Annotated in this window: 14 protein-coding genes; 4 read left to right on the top strand and 10 right to left on the bottom strand. The window is 64.7% G+C overall.

Annotated features, from left to right (window positions below):
• The first annotated feature begins 16 nt into the window (after positions 1-16).
• Positions 17-283, top strand: coding sequence for a hypothetical protein (locus tag CAP37_RS10205; protein WP_086124058.1), 267 nt, complete (start codon positions 17-19; stop codon positions 281-283).
• Here CAP37_RS10205 and CAP37_RS10210 read toward each other — a convergent pair.
• The 10 genes from CAP37_RS10210 to CAP37_RS10255 form a co-directional block, all read right to left on the bottom strand.
• Entirely contained in the window at positions 267-1,688 is a 1,422-nt protein-coding gene (locus CAP37_RS10210; RefSeq protein ID WP_086124927.1) for a coniferyl aldehyde dehydrogenase, read from the bottom strand. The genes CAP37_RS10205 and CAP37_RS10210 overlap by 17 nt on opposite strands.
• An 81-nt stretch (positions 1,689-1,769) precedes the next feature.
• Positions 1,770-4,388: an ATP-dependent chaperone ClpB gene (clpB, locus tag CAP37_RS10215; protein WP_086124059.1), complete on the bottom strand. Its 2,619-nt coding sequence runs from the start codon at positions 4,386-4,388 to the stop codon at positions 1,770-1,772.
• A gap of 109 nt (positions 4,389-4,497) precedes the next feature.
• Positions 4,498-5,262, bottom strand: coding sequence for a GNAT family N-acetyltransferase (locus CAP37_RS10220; RefSeq protein WP_086124928.1), 765 nt, complete (start codon positions 5,260-5,262; stop codon positions 4,498-4,500).
• Between the two features lie 13 nt (positions 5,263-5,275).
• Positions 5,276-5,749 carry a molybdopterin synthase catalytic subunit MoaE gene (moaE, locus tag CAP37_RS10225; RefSeq protein WP_086124929.1) on the bottom strand — a complete coding sequence of 158 codons (474 nt, stop codon included), beginning with the start codon at positions 5,747-5,749 and terminating at the stop codon, positions 5,276-5,278.
• A gap of 1 nt (position 5,750) precedes the next feature.
• Positions 5,751-6,002 carry a molybdopterin converting factor subunit 1 gene (gene moaD / locus CAP37_RS10230; protein WP_086124060.1) on the bottom strand — a complete coding sequence of 84 codons (252 nt, stop codon included), beginning with the start codon at positions 6,000-6,002 and terminating at the stop codon, positions 5,751-5,753.
• Positions 5,999-7,294, bottom strand: coding sequence for a gephyrin-like molybdotransferase Glp (gene glp, locus CAP37_RS10235; RefSeq protein ID WP_086124061.1), 1,296 nt, complete (start codon positions 7,292-7,294; stop codon positions 5,999-6,001). Before glp ends, moaD begins: the two co-directional genes overlap by 4 nt.
• Positions 7,291-7,836, bottom strand: a complete 546-nt coding sequence (gene mobB, locus CAP37_RS10240) for a molybdopterin-guanine dinucleotide biosynthesis protein B (RefSeq protein ID WP_086124062.1) — start codon at positions 7,834-7,836, stop codon at positions 7,291-7,293. Before mobB ends, glp begins: the two co-directional genes overlap by 4 nt.
• A complete protein-coding gene (thrC, locus tag CAP37_RS10245; protein ID WP_086124063.1) occupies positions 7,833-9,293 on the bottom strand; it encodes a threonine synthase in 1,461 nt (486 codons plus the stop codon). The genes mobB and thrC overlap by 4 nt, the downstream gene beginning before the upstream one ends.
• A complete protein-coding gene (locus CAP37_RS10250) occupies positions 9,293-10,615 on the bottom strand; it encodes a homoserine dehydrogenase (RefSeq protein WP_086124064.1) in 1,323 nt (440 codons plus the stop codon). Before CAP37_RS10250 ends, thrC begins: the two co-directional genes overlap by 1 nt.
• Positions 10,616-10,642: 27 nt before the next feature.
• Positions 10,643-11,869, bottom strand: a complete 1,227-nt coding sequence (locus CAP37_RS10255; protein WP_086124065.1) for a pyridoxal phosphate-dependent aminotransferase — start codon at positions 11,867-11,869, stop codon at positions 10,643-10,645.
• A 138-nt stretch (positions 11,870-12,007) separates the two neighbouring features.
• Here CAP37_RS10255 and CAP37_RS10260 point away from each other — a divergent pair, with 138 nt between their 5' ends.
• From CAP37_RS10260 to CAP37_RS10270, 3 genes are all read left to right on the top strand, one after another.
• Positions 12,008-12,388 carry an Mth938-like domain-containing protein gene (locus CAP37_RS10260; RefSeq protein ID WP_086124066.1) on the top strand — a complete coding sequence of 127 codons (381 nt, stop codon included), beginning with the start codon at positions 12,008-12,010 and terminating at the stop codon, positions 12,386-12,388.
• Positions 12,389-12,557: 169 nt separating this feature from the next.
• Complete coding sequence (locus CAP37_RS10265; protein WP_086124067.1) at positions 12,558-13,034, top strand: peroxiredoxin; 477 nt, start codon at positions 12,558-12,560, stop codon at positions 13,032-13,034.
• Positions 13,035-13,256: 222 nt separating this feature from the next.
• Positions 13,257-15,041, top strand: coding sequence for a PhoH family protein (locus CAP37_RS10270; RefSeq protein WP_086124068.1), 1,785 nt, complete (start codon positions 13,257-13,259; stop codon positions 15,039-15,041).
• The last annotated feature ends 48 nt before the right edge of the window (positions 15,042-15,089 follow it).

Here is a 15,089-nt window from a genome sequence, read left to right on the forward strand (position 1 = left end):
ACCGGGGACAAACCGCATGAACAACATCCATCGCTACGCCAAGACGCCACAAGCCTGGGAGGCACTGGCGCGCCCCGATCTGGTCGGCCGGCGGGCACACACCCTGCTGCTGATGGCCAACGGCCGGCGCAGTGTGCAGGAGCTGTCGTTGCTGCTGGGTGAAGAGGTGGCCGATCTGGCAACCACCTTGCTGCAGCGCGGATTGCTGCAGGACACATCGACGCAGCTGTCCACCGCCGAGGTGGACGAAGATGAAAGCGGCAAGCTCAGAGCCAGCGCCTGAGCAGTCCCATCACCTTGTCAAACCGCGCGCCATACGGCGGATAAAACAGGCTGCCCATGGCCCAGCGCGATTGCACCAGCACGGGCTTTTGCTGCGTGAAGCGCAGGAAGCCGGATTCGCCGTGGTACGAGCCCCAGCCGCTTTCGCCCACACCGCCAAAGGGCAGGCCTTCGTGGGCCACGTGCATCAGCGTGTCGTTCACGGTGACCCCGCCGCTCACGGTTTTGTTCAGCAGCCGGTCGCGCGCCGCGGTGTCGGTGCCAAACCAGTACTGCGCCAGCGGGCGTGGGCGCGCGTTGATGAAGGCGATGGCGTCTTCAATGGTGTCGTAGGGCAGCACGGGCAGGATGGGGCCGAAGAGCTCTTCCTTCATCAGTCGCAGATCGGGCGCGGGGTTGAACACCAGGGTGGGGTTCATCTGACGGCTTGAGGGTTCGCCGGCCGGCGGTTTCGCCAGCTCGACCACGCGCGCGCCCTTTGCCCGGGCTTCATCGATCAAGGCGGTGAGGCGGGCCAGGTGGCGGTCGCTCACGATGGCGGCGTAGTCGGGGTTGCCCGCAATGGTGGGAAAGAGCTTCGCCACAGCCGCCGCGTAGGCGTTTTCAAACGCTGCCTCCCGACCGCGCGGCAGCAGCACGTAATCAGGAGCGATGCAGGTCTGGCCGGCGTTGAGCAGCTTGCCGTGGGCAATTTTGATGGCCGCGTCGTTCAGGTCGCAGGAGGCATCGACCACGCAAGGCGACTTGCCACCGAGTTCCAGCGTGGTGGGTGTGAGGTTGGCGGCAGCGGCGGCGGCCACCATGCGGCCCACCGATGTGGAGCCGGTGAAGAACAGGTGATCGAAAGGCAAAGCGGAAAAGGCCTGCGCCACATCCGCCCCACCGAGTACGACGCTGAATTCTTCGGCCGCAAAGGCCTGCTGCACCAGCGAGGCCATGAGGGCCGAGGTGTGGGGCGTGAGTTCGCTGGGCTTGAGCATCACGCGGTTGCCAGCGGCCAGCGCAGTGGCTGCCGGCCCCAGGTTCAGCTGCAAAGGGTAGTTCCACGGGCCAATGACGCCGACCACGCCCAGCGGTTGGCGCTGGATGTAACCCCGAGCAGGCAGCAGGTAGATCGGCGTGGCGACGCGGCGCGATTTCATCCAGCGCGGCAGCTCCTTGTGCAACTGGCCGATGGCAGCGCGCAACACAAACAGGTCTGCCGCTTCGGTGAGCTGGCGCGAACGCACACCGAAGTCGGCTTCAATGGCCTCGGACAGCGCACCGGCGTGCGTTTCGATCAGCGCGCGCAGCCGGCCCAGCCGGTCGCGCCGTAGCGTCAGGGGCACATCGATCTGCGCGCGGCTGGCGTGGTACTGCGCGTCGAACAGCGCTTGCAGGGGGATGGTGGGGGGGATCTGCGTCATGAGGGGCATGATAGGCCGCAGGGCCACCCGTGGGTAGAGCCGGGCCTCCATCCGCGATGGATGGTGACCCGGCCCGACCGGTCAGGCTTCGGCCACGGCGTCGCCGAACTGGAACACCCCGGGATCGCGCACCGGGTCCACCTCGACCGGGATGACCGACTTCGGCGGATACCGTCCTTTCAGCAGGAACTTCGAGAGCGGGTTCTCGATGCGCTGCTGAATGGCCCGCTTGAGCGGGCGCGCGCCGAACACCGGGTCGAAACCCACCTTGGCCAGCTCGGCCAGCGCGGCGGGCGACACCTGCAGGTGCAGATCCATCTTTGCCAGGCGCGCTTCGAGCACCTTGAGCTGGATGGCGGCGATCGACTCGATGTGCTGCGCATCCAGCGCGTGGAACACCACCGTCTCGTCGATGCGGTTGAGGAACTCGGGCCGGAAGTGGTTCTTGAGCTCGTCCCACACCGCTTCCTTCACCTCCTCGTACGGCGCGCCCACCATGGCCTGGATCATGGGCGAGCCGATGTTGCTCGTCATGACGATCACGGTGTTCTTGAAGTCCACAGTGCGGCCCTGGCCGTCGGTCAGTCGGCCGTCGTCGAGCACCTGCAGCAGCACGTTGAACACGTCCGGATGGGCCTTTTCCACCTCGTCGAGCAGCAGCACGCTGTAAGGCTTGCGGCGCACCGCCTCGGTGAGGTAACCGCCCTCCTCGTAGCCCACATAGCCCGGCGGCGCGCCAATGAGGCGGGCGACCGAATGCTTCTCCATGAATTCGCTCATGTCGATGCGCACCAGATGGTCTTCGCTGTCGAACAGGAAGCCGGCCAGCGCCTTGCACAGCTCGGTCTTGCCCACGCCGGTGGGGCCAAGGAACAGGAACGAGCCGGTGGGGCGGTTCGGGTCGGACAGGCCCGAGCGCGAACGGCGAATGGCGTTGGCCACCGCGGCAATGGCTTCGTCCTGGCCCACCACGCGCTCATGCAGCTTGCCTTCCATCAGCAGCAGCTTGTCGCGCTCACCCTGCATGAGCTTGGACACAGGAATGCCGGTGGCACGCGCCACCACTTCCGCAATTTCCTCTGCGCCCACTTGCGTGCGCAGCAGCTGAGGGCGGCCCTTACCGTCCTTGTTCAAGGCTTTGCCAGATTCAACGGCCTGTGCGTCTTTCAGGCGCTTCTCCAGCTCGGGCAGCTTGCCGTACTGCAGTTCGGCGACCTTGTTGAAGTCGCCCTTCTCGGTGAAAGTCTTGATCTGCGAACGGATGCGGTCCATCTCTTCCATCACGTCCTTGGAGCCGAGCGCGGCGGCTTTTTCGGCCTGCCAGATTTCGTCGTAATCGGCGATTTCCTTTTTCAGCCGGCCGATTTCTTCCTCGATCAGGCCAAAGCGCTTCTGCGATGCTTCGTCCTTTTCACGGCGCACGGCTTCGCGCTCGATCTGCAGCTGGATCATGCGGCGATCCAGCCGGTCCATCACCTCGGGCTTGGAGTCGAGCTCGATCTTGATCTTGGACGCGGCTTCGTCGATCAGGTCGATGGCCTTGTCGGGCAGAAAACGGTCGGTGATGTAGCGGTGGCTCAGCTCGGCGGCGGCCACGATGGCCGGGTCGGTGATCTGCACGCCGTGGTGCACTTCGTACTTTTCCTGCAGGCCGCGAAGGATCGCGATGGTCGCCTCCACACTGGGCTCGCCGACCAGAATTTTCTGGAAACGGCGCTCCAGCGCGGCGTCTTTCTCGATGTACTTGCGGTATTCGTCGAGCGTGGTGGCGCCCACGCAGTGCAGCTCGCCGCGCGCCAGCGCGGGTTTCAGCATGTTGCCCGCGTCCATCGCTCCTTCGGCCTTGCCGGCGCCCACCATGGTGTGCAGCTCGTCGATGAAGACGATGGTCTGGCCTTCGTCTTTCGCCAGTTCGTTCAACACGGTCTTCAGGCGTTCCTCGAACTCACCGCGAAACTTGGCACCAGCGAGCAAAGCGGCCATGTCCAGGCTGAGCACGCGCTTGCCCTTGAGCGAATCGGGCACTTCACCGGCCACGATGCGCTGCGCCAGGCCTTCCACAATGGCGGTCTTGCCCACACCGGGTTCGCCGATCAGAACCGGGTTGTTCTTGGTGCGACGCTGCAGCACCTGAATCGCACGGCGGATTTCGTCGTCGCGGCCGATCACCGGGTCGAGCTTGCCCATGCGCGCGCGTTCGGTGAGATCGAGCGTGTATTTCTTGAGAGCTTCGCGCTGGCCCTCAGCCTCGGGGTTATCCATTTTCTGGCCACCCCGAACCGCGTTGATGGCCGACTCCAGGCTCTTGCGGTTCAGGCCGTTTTCGTTGGCGATGCGGCCCAGCTCGCCCTTGCTGTCGGTCACGGCGAGCAGGAACAGCTCGCTGGCGATGAACTGGTCGCCGCGCTTGATGGCCTCCTTCTCGGTGGCCTGCAGCAGCTTGGCCAGTTCCTGGCCCACTTGCACCTGGTCCTGCCCCTGCACTTCCGGCAGGCGCTTCATGGCGGCTTCGGTCGCTTTCACGAGACCCGCGACGTTGACGCCCGCGCGTTGCAGCAGCGACTGCGGCCCATCGGGCTGGCGCAGCAAGGCCAGCAACAAGTGGGCCGGTTCGATGTAGGCGTGGTCGCTGCCGAGCGCCAGCGTCTGGGCTTCGCTCAGGGCTTCCTGGAATTTGGTGGTGAGTTTGTCGAGTCGCATGTCAGGGCTCTCCGGGTATTCAGAATTGCACCGTACATGGGTGTGCTCGGCCCATTTTCAAGCGGAAACAGGCATGGCCCACCGCGTTGCGTCCATCGATTGACGCAGATCAAGCGCCCGGCGGTTGTGCGCGACGCCAGTAGGCATATGGCCAGGCGGTGGTGAAGCCCATTCGGCGGTAGAGCGCCAGCGCGGGGGCGTTGCTGGCGTCCACCTGCAGGAACACGCGCTCAATGCCGCGTCGATGGGCCTCTTGTGCCATGGCACCGATCAGCCGACCTGCCAGGCCGCGGCCGCGCTGGGCCGCATCGGTCCGCATGCCATGTACGCCGAGCCACCCGTGGCCGAACGACGCCGCGCCGCAGGCCTGCGTGTGGCCGCCTTCGCGCCAGCTGGCGTAGAGCACGCCGTGGGCACGGCCGAGCGCGCGGGCCCGGCTCGCGCCGTCCACCGGGTCCAGACCCGGGCCAAGAAACATGGCCGTCCAGGCGGCATCGGGCGTTTGGGCCAGTTCACCGATGGGGCCGTTGCCGGCATGCGCCAGCAGATCTGCCACGCGCGCGACCTGCGTGAGCGTGGGTTGCCGGCGAACGAAATTGCGCTTCTGCAAAGCCCGCTGCATGCCGTGAAAGGCGGGGAGGTCGGGCAACCGGAAGACCGGCGCAAAACCTCGCGAGGCGTAGCGCGCCAAGATGGCATTCAGCGCGGAAATTTCAGGCGCCTCATGGGTCAGCGGAACGGCGCTGTGGGCGCGGCCCACGGTGCCTCGGTCCATCGGCAGGAGCCAGCCGGGCAACACCTCCACCGCTTCAGGCGCCACCGCCTGCAGCGTGGCGCGCTCCAGGGACTCCACATCGGCGGTGCTCAACTGCATGCGCGCACCGTCCTCAACCATTGCGGGCTTCGATACCCCAGCGCGCCAGCGCCGCGTCGTCGCTCACACGGGCGTCCACCCAGCGAGCGCCTTCGGGCGTCTGCTCCTTCTTCCAGAAAGGCGCCTGGGTCTTCAGGTAGTCCATCAGGAACTCGCAGGCCTGGAAACTCTCACCGCGGTGCGCCGAGGTCACTGCCACCAGCACGATCTGGTCGAGCGGCTGCAGCAGGCCGACGCGGTGGATCACCCGCACGTCGAACAGGTCGAAGCGCTGCAAAGCCTCATCGATCATGGCTTCGATAGATTTTTCGGTCATGCCAGGGTAGTGCTCCAGCTCCAGCGTGCTCACGCTCTGGCCGTCGTTCCGATCCCTGACGGTGCCGATGAAGCTGCACACAGCGCCCACCCGTTTGTCCTGCTTGCGCAGCTTCGCCACCTCCGTGGAGAGGTCGAAATCCTCGGTCTGGATGCTGACACGCGCGGCCATGTCAGCCACCGGTGACGGGCGGGAAGAAGCCGACTTCGGCGCCTTCGGTCAACACCGCCGACTCGTCGCTCATGGTCTGGTTCAGCGCTGCGCGCACCGACTTGCCGGGCGCAAGCGCCTCGGCGTAGGCGCCGCCGCGGGCCACGAGTTCCGCGCGCAATTCGCCGAGTGTGGAGCCCTGCGTGTCCACCGATTCGGCGCCAATGCCGATCAATTCACGCAAAGAAGCAAAGTAACGAAGTTGGACTTTCATGACAGCAGGTCCGCAAACGAAAGGTAAGAAACAAGGTCGCCATGCGCGATGGTGGCGCCGGCCGGGTTGTCGACCAGGCCATCGCCCCACACCACAGAGGTGAGCACGCCCGAGCTCTGGTTGGGAAACAGATCGAGTCCGCCCGCCGCGTTGCGGCGCACCCGCAGAAACTCGCGGCGTTTGTCGGCACGGGCCACCGTGAAGTGGGCGGGCAGCGTGATCGCGGGCGGCAGCGCTTGCACCGCGTCAACCGGCACACCCTGCAACTTGAGCAGAAACGGCCGCACCAGCAACAGGAAGGTGACAAAGCTGGACACCGGGTTGCCGGGCAAGCCAATGAAATGGCACGGCGTGTTTGCGCCCTGCCCTGCACCCGCATCGCGCCGCACGGAGCCATAGGCGAAAGGCTTGCCGGGCTTCATGCCGATCTGCCACAGGTCCAGGTTGCCGAGCTGTTGCACCGAGGGTTTGATGTGGTCTTCTTCCCCCACGGACACCCCACCGCTGGTGAGGATGAGGTCGTGGTGGTCGGCGGCAGACTTGAGCGCGGCCAGGGTGGCCTCGCGCCGGTCGGGCACGATGCCGAGATCGCTCACCTCGCAGCCCATGCGCCGGAGCAGCGCACGCAGGAAGAAGCGGTTGGAGTTGTAGATGGCACCAGGTTTCATGGACTCGGGCGGCACCTCGCCGGGCATGACGAGTTCGTCGCCGGTGGAGAACAGGGCCACGCGTGGGCGTGCCACCACGCTCAGGTGCGCGCGGCCGAGGCTGGCAGCCAGGCCCAACGCCGCAGGAGACAGGCGGTGGCCGCGCGCGAGCACCACCGCGCCGCGCGTCACGTCCTCCCCGGCCCTGCGCACCCACTGGCCGGCCTCCGGCACGGCCTGGATGTGCACGCCATGGATATCGCCGCCGACCTCGATGGTGTCTTCCTGCATGACCACGGCGTCCGCCCCCTCAGGCATGGGCGCGCCAGTGAAGATGCGCGCGCAGGTGCCCGGCTCCAGCATCTGGCCCGAGTGGCCGGCGGCGATGCGCTGGCTCACGCGCATCACCACGCCGGGCCCGGTGACGTCGGCCGCGCGCACCGCGTAGCCGTCCATGGACGAGTTGTCGTTCGGCGGCACCTGGAGGGCGGAGATCAGGTCTTCGGCCAGCACGCGGCCTTCAGCATCGAAAGTGGCCACCGATTCCACAGCGGCCTGCGATTCGACGCGGCCGAGCAGGTCGGCCATCGCCGCGTCCAGCGACAGCAGGGGTGCGCGGGCGGCGGGTTTCTGGGAAGCGTTCATGGCGGGCTGGTATCTCGGTCGCGGCTGCGGTATTCGAAGCGTTCCGCATTGTCGAGCAACCAGACGGCCACGTCATCGGCGCGGTTCAAATCCAGCACCGGGCGCAGGGCGGGTTCAGGCAGGGCCTGCGGGCTGTCGGTTGCAATGGCCACCACGCCGGCGTCCGACGGATAGCGCACCGGCACACCGCTGGCCTCGCGCCACACCTCAATCTTCGGCAGGTTGCTCTCCTTGAAGCCCTCCACCAGCACCCAGTCCACATCCGGGTGCAGCTCGGCCAGCAGCAGATGTACATCGTGCTCCACGCGTTCGGTGAGTTCTCGCATGATCACCACGCGCCGGGGCGAGGCGGCCAGCACCTCGAACGCGCCGGCCTCCCGATGGCGCCAGGTGTCCTTGCCGGGGTGGTCGATGTCGAAACGATGATGGGCGTGCTTGATCACCGAAACGCGCTGGCCACGAAGCCGAAGCGCGCCAATGAGCTGCTCGACCAGCGTGGTCTTGCCGGAACCGGAGTAGCCCGCAAACCCGGCAACCTTCATGCGCGGGGCGCGCAGCGCTCGGCGATGAACCGCTGCACGGCAGCCGTATCAGCCGGCATCAGCTGGACGCGTTTGGGCAACTGCTCGATGCCATCGAACTGCGGCGGCCGGTCGGGCTCGCGGCCCAGGGCCTCGACGATGGTTTCGGCAAACTTGATGGGCAGCGCGGTCTCGAGCACGATCATGGGCACGGTGGCGTCAAAGTGCTCACGCGCCACCTTCACGCCGTCGGCCGTGTGGGTGTCGATGATCACGCCGTGACGCTGGTACACGTCGCGGATGGTCGCCAGCCGGTCGGCGTGTGTGCTCTTGCCGCTTCTGAAGCCGTGGCGGGTGGCGGCCTCGGCAAAGGCCGGGTCGGCACCCAGCTCGAAGCGGCCGATGCGTGAGAGGCCTTCGCCAAACAAGGCTTTGACGCGCGCGCCATCGCGGCCCAGCAGATCGAACACGAAGCGCTCGAAGTTGCTGGCCTTGGAGATGTCCATCGACGGGCTGGAGGTCTCGTGCGTGTCGGCGCTGGCGCGCACCCGGTAGACACCAGTGCGAAAGAACTCGTCGAGCACGTCGTTCTCGTTGGTGGCCACCACCAGTTTGTCAATCGGCAGGCCCATTTCGCGAGCCACGTGGCCGGCGCAGACGTTGCCGAAGTTGCCGGAGGGCACCGTGAAACTCACACGTTCCGACCGCCCCGAGCCCGTCGAAGGGCCGGTCGCCTGAAAGTAACCGGCGAAGTAGTAGACGACCTGCGCCAACAGCCGCGCCCAGTTGATGGAATTCACCGTGCCAATGCGGTAGGCGCGCTTGAATTCGAGGTCGTTGCTGACGTTCTTGACGATGTCCTGGCAGTCGTCGAACACACCCTCAATGGCGATGTTGTGGATGTTCTCGTCCATCAGACTGAACATCTGCGCTTGTTGAAAAGGGCTCATGCGGCCGTGCGGGCTCAGCATGAACACGCGCACGCCCTTCTTGCCGCGCATCGCGTACTCGGCCGCGCTGCCGGTGTCGCCACTGGTGGCACCGAGAATGTTGAGCTCTTCACCGCGACGGCCGAGTTCGTACTCGAACAGGTTGCCCAGCAGCTGCATGGCCATGTCCTTGAAGGCCAGCGTGGGGCCGCTGGACAGCGCCTCCAGGTAGAACCCGGCATCCAGCTGCTTCAAGGGGACGATCTGCGGCGTTCCGTACACCGCTTCGGTGTAGGTTTTCTCGCACAGGGTTCGCAGGTCGTCAGCGGGGATGTCGTCGATGTAGAGCGAGAGGACCTCGAACGCCAGCGCGGCATAGCCGCCCGTTGCACCGCCATTGAACACCTGGCGCCAGCGCGCGAGCGTGGCGGCGTCGACCTGCGGATAGTGTTCGGGCAGGTAAAGGCCCCCATCGGGCGCCAGGCCTTCCAGCAGAATTTCGCAGAAACGCTTGCGCCCCGGGTCACCACGCGTGGACAGGTACCGCATCAGTTCAGCTCTTCCTTGCGAATGCGCACGATCGGTGCCAGCACGGTCGGCAGTCGCTGCAATTGCGCCAAGACGTCGTCCATGGTGCCTTCGCGCGTGTTGTGCGTGAGGATGATCAGGTCGGTCGACGTGCCGCCCTCGCCACTCACTTCATCGGCTTCGCGCTGCAGCACGGCGTCGATGCTGATGCTGGCACCCGCCAGCAGCCCGGTCACTTTCGCCAGCACTCCGGCTTCGTCGGCCACGCGAAGACGCAGGTAGTAGCTGGTCACCACATCGCGCATCGGCAACACGGCCAGATCGCTCATGGCATCTGGCTGAAACGCGAGATGCGGCACACGGTGGTGCGGGTCTGCGGTGTGCAGACGTGTGATGTCCACCAGGTCGGCGATGACCGCACTGGCGGTGGGCTCGCTGCCCGCGCCCTTGCCGTAGTAGAGGGTGGCGCCAACCGCATCGCCATGAACCAGCACGGCGTTCATGGCACCTTCCACGTTGGCAATGAGCCTCTTGGACGGCACCAGGCTCGGATGCACGCGCAGTTCAATGCCCTGCGCCACACGCTTGGTGATGCCCAGCAGCTTGATGCGGTAGCCGAGCTGCTCGGCGTATTTGATATCGGTGGCTCCCAGCTGCGTGATGCCTTCGACATAGGCCTTGTCGAACTGCACCGGAATACCAAAGGCGATCGCGCTCATGAGCGTGACCTTGTGCGCTGCGTCCACGCCTTCAATGTCAAACGTGGGGTCGGCCTCGGCATAGCCTAGCCGCTGCGCCTCCTTGAGCACAACGCCAAAGTCCAGCCCCTTGTCGCGCATCTCGGAGAGGATGAAATTGGTCGTGCCGTTGATGATGCCGGCAATCCACTGGATGCTGTTGGCGGTCAAACCTTCGCGCAGCGCCTTGATGATGGGAATGCCACCGGCCACCGCAGCCTCGAAGGCCACCATCACGCCCCTGGCCGACGCGGCGGCAAAAATCTCGGTGCCGTGCACAGCGAGCAGGGCCTTGTTGGCGGTGACCACATGCTTGCCGGCGGCAATGGCCTCCAGCACCAGCGAGCGGGCAATGCCGTAACCACCGATGAGTTCGATGACGATGTCGATGTCCGGATTGGCGATCACCTCGCGGGCGTCTTTCACCACCTTCACGCCGGGCCCGACGATGGACTTGGCGCGTTCGGTATCGAGATCGGCCACCATGGTGATCTCGATGCCGCGGCCCGCGCGGCGGCGGATCTCTTCCTGGTTGCGATTCAGCACATTGAATGTGCCGCTGCCCACGGTGCCTATGCCCAGCAGGCCTACTTGGATCGGTTTCATGTCGGTCTTGGTTGCAGAACGGAAATGTCAGACGGCGTGGCGTTTTCGCCAGCCCTCAAGGAAGCGGGCCACGCGGCCAATGGCCTCGCGCAGGTCGTCCTCGTGCGGCAGGAACACGATGCGGAAGTGCTGGTTGTCGGGGTAGTTGAAACCCGAGCCCTGCACCAGCATCACGCGCGTCTCCTGCAGCAACTCCAGAAAGAGCTGCTGATCGTCTTCGACCGGGTACATCTTCGGGTCGAGCCTGGGAAACATGTAGAGCGCGGCAGACGGCTTGTTGCAGCTCACGCCTGGAATGGCGGTGATGAGCTCATAGGCGAGATCGCGCTGGCGGCGCAGGCGCCCGCCTTCGCACACCAGATCGTTGATGCTCTGGTAACCGCCCAGCGCTGTCTGAATCGCCCACTGGCCCGGCACATTGGCGCAGAGCCGCATGTTCGAGAGCATGTTCAAGCCCTCGATGTAGTCCTTCGCAGGCTTCTTGTCGCCCGAGACGATCATCCAGCCGGCGCGGTAGCCGCACGAGCGGTAACTCTTGGACAGCGAATTGAAGGTGAGTGTGAGCACGTCATCCGACAGGCTGGCAATGGCCGTGTGATGTACGCCGTCGTACAGCACCTTGTCGTACACCTCGTCGGCAAAGATCACCAGCCCGTGCTGACGGGCGAGGTCGACGATGGCGTTGAGCAGTTCGGTGGAATAGAGCGCGCCGGTCGGGTTGTTCGGGTTGATGACCACGATGCCCTTGGTGGCGGGCGTGATCTTGCGGCGGATGTCGTCGAGGTCGGGCATCCAGCCATCGGCTTCGTTGCACATGTAGTGCACCGGTGTGCCGCCCGAAAGGCTCACGGCGGCAGTCCAGAGCGGGTAGTCGGGCGAGGGCAGCAGGAGTTCGTCGCCGTCGTCGAGCAGCGCATTGGTGGCCATCACGATCAGTTCGCTGGCGCCGTTGCCCAGGTAGATGTCGTCGAGCGTCACGCCTTTGATGCCCTGCTTCTGCGTTTCGTGCATCACCGCCTTGCGCGCCGCAAAAATGCCCTTGCTGTCGGAGTAACCGGCCGAGTTCGGCAGGTTGCGGATCATGTCCTGCTGAATCTCCTCGGGCGCATCGAAACCGAACACCGCCAGGTTGCCGATGTTGAGCTTGATGATCTTGTGGCCCTCTTCCTCCATCTGGCGCGCCGCGTCCATGATCGGCCCACGGATGTCGTAACAGACGTTGGCAAGCTTGGCGGATTTCTGGATGGTTTTCAAAGTCCCTCCGAGGGGGTCAGGGGTCATGCGGCGACCACGGTCGCGGGCGGTGGCAACGGGGGTATATTCGGCCCCTCCGTCAGGGAAAACCTGCAATTTGACCACAGTTCCCGGCCCCATCAGTTCGGCTGCTGCCCCATGAAACTTCACGCCGACCCGTCAGACAGCCAGTCCATCACCGCCTACGGCCCGGGCTGGATCGCCGTGAACGGCCAACGCCAGGAAAGCAGTCTGGTGTTGAGTGGCACCATGCCTTTGCAGGCTTGGAACTGCGCCCGATTTGAAGACCTCACAGCCGAGCATTTCGAGCAACTGGGCGACTTCGGCGGCGAGACGCCCGAACTGGTGGTGTTTGGCAGTGGCTCCCGGTTGCGATTTGTGCGCCCAGCCTTGCTGCAAAGCCTGATGGCCCGTCGTATCGGCGTGGAAACCATGGACACGGCCGCCGCCTGCCGCACGTTCAACATCCTGGCAGGCGAAGGCCGCCGCGTGGTGGCAGCCCTCCTCATCGAAGCCTGAGCCCGCTTTGCACTGGGCGTGGCCTCATATCGGACGGGGCATACCGTTCAGGGTAAAATAGCCGATTGTTTCCTGCCGCGCCTTCCTCGCATCCAGCATGCCGGGTGTGCCCTGAAGCAGTCGGGAAGTCAACGCATCACCACCAACTTACGTCAGGGGTCCACGCAGTATGGCCGTCGTTGTCAATAAACCCATTCCCGAATTCGAGTCGCTGGCCACTGGTGGCATCAAGGTCAGCAACCAGACCCACCTTGGCCAGACCATCGTGCTGTACTTCTATCCCAAGGACAACACGCCCGGCTGCACCACCGAAGCCATGCAGTTCCGCGACAAGTACCGCGATTTTGTCAAGGCCGGTGCCCAGGTGTTCGGTGTCTCGCGCGACAACATGAAGTCGCACGACGAATTCAAGACCAAGCTCGAACTGCCTTTCGAACTCATCGCTGACACTGAAGAAAAAATGTGTCACATGTTCGGCGTGGTCAAGAACAAGATCATGTACGGCAAGAAGGTCAAGGGCATCGAGCGCAGCACCTTCCTGATTGGTCCCGACGGCGTTCTCAAGAACGAGTGGCGCGGCCTGAAGGTGCCTGGTCACGTGGAAGAGGTCCTCAAGGCCGTCAAAGCATTGAAAAAGGCCGCTTGAGAGGCCCCTGCCTGCGGGTGAGCCCAACGGCTTGATGAACGTCTTGATGAACGTCTTGATACATGGGGTCGACTGTCACCGGACTCATGCATAATGAATTCATGACAACGGGAAGCCTCTGCGCTCCACCCCCTTTTGCCAGGAAATCTCGCAGCCCTGAAAGCCGCCCGGTCACCCCGGCGGCTTTTTGTTTTCCAGCCCCTCGCTGAACACCAAGCCCTCATGCCACTGCCGCCCGCCCCCTCCAAACGCGCTGCCCTCCTCGCCCCCGACGCCTACTCCCTCAAAGCTGCCGAAGAGTCGTCCGATTTCACCGCTGTCATCCTGGAGCCCGAGCGCACCGCTCCGGCGCCCGCTGCGCTTGCTGCCCCCTCCCATGCGCCAGAAGCACGGTCCCCATCGCGCACGCGTGGTCGAAAAAATGCCGAGCCTGCTGCTGTTGCACGCGCCGAAATGCCCCGTGCCGCTCCCGTGGCACTGAGCCCCGCCGCTCCACTGTCCAAACCCGCTCCGCAGGCAAGGCAAGGCCAGGTCGAAGCGCCTCTGAACGCCAGCACCAAGGTGTCTCCCGTGGCCAGCAACCGTCGGCGCAGCGGCGGCAAGTCGAACGGAAACGGCCCAGCCCGCCTGTTTGTGCTGGACACGAACGTGCTGCTGCACGATCCCATGAGCTTGTTCCGCTTCGAGGAACACGACATCTTCCTGCCCATGATCGTGCTGGAAGAGCTCGACGGCCACAAGAAGGGCATGACCGAAGTGGCCCGGAATGGCCGTCAGACCAGCCGCACCCTGGATGCGCTGGTCGCCCAGCAGGGCGGCGACATGACCAAGGGCCTCAAGCTGTCGGCCACCGGCCACCAGTCGGCACGCGGCCTGCTCTTCTTCCAGACCGAGCCGCTGGACAACCAGTTGCCCTCCAGCCTGCCCCAGGGCAAGGCCGACAACCAGATTCTGGGCGTGGTGCACGCGCTGCGCGGTCGCCATCCGGAACGGGAAGTGATCCTGGTTTCAAAGGACATCAACATGCGGGTGAAGGCCCGCGCGCTGGGTCTGGCCGCCGAGGACTACCAGAACGACAAGACGCTGGACGATGGCGAACTGCTCTACGCGGGCGCCCTGGCACTGCCGCAGGACTTCTGGACGCGCCAGAGCAAGACCATCGAGAGCTGGCAGAGTGGCAGCCACACCTTCTACCGCGTCAGCGGCCCGTCGGTGGGGCAGTTCTACATCAACCAGTTTGTCTATTTCGAAGCGCCTGGCGAACCCTCGCTGTACGCCCGCGTTACCGAAATCCGCGACAAGACCGCGGTGCTCAAAACGCTCAAGGACTACACCCACCTCAAGAACGCCGTGTGGGGTGTGACCAGCCGCAACCGCGAGCAGAACTTCGCGCTCAACCTTCTGATGGACCCCGAGGTCGACTTCGTGACCCTGGCAGGAACGGCCGGCACCGGCAAGACGCTGATGGCGCTGGCCAGTGGGCTTACGCAGGTGCTCGACGACCGCCGCTACACCGAGATCATCATGACCCGCGCCACCGTGAGCGTGGGCGAGGACATCGGATTTCTCCCTGGCACCGAGGAAGAAAAGATGGGCCCCTGGATGGGTGCACTCGATGACAACCTGGAGTTCCTCGCCAAGGGCGATGGCGGCAACGCGGGAGAGTGGGGGCGCGCAGCCACCAACGAACTCATCCGCAGCCGCATCAAGGTGAAGAGCATGAACTTCATGCGTGGGCGCACCTTTATGAACAAGTACGTCATCATCGACGAGGCGCAAAACCTGACGCCCAAGCAGATGAAGACACTGATCACCCGCGCCGGCCCTGGTACCAAGATCATCTGCATGGGCAACCTGGCGCAGATCGACACGCCCTACCTCACCGAAGGCTCATCGGGCCTCACGTTTGCGGTGGACCGCTTCAAGGGTTGGCCTCACGGTGGGCACATCACGCTGGCGCGCGGTGAGCGTTCCCGCCTGGCCGATTTCGCAAGCGAAGTCTTGTAACTCCCCCGCGCCGCGCCTTTGGCGCGTCACCCCCTCAAGGGGGCGATA

It is taken from the genome of Hydrogenophaga sp. IBVHS1, assembly GCF_002127265.1.
Lineage (GTDB): Bacteria > Pseudomonadota > Gammaproteobacteria > Burkholderiales > Burkholderiaceae_C > Hydrogenophaga.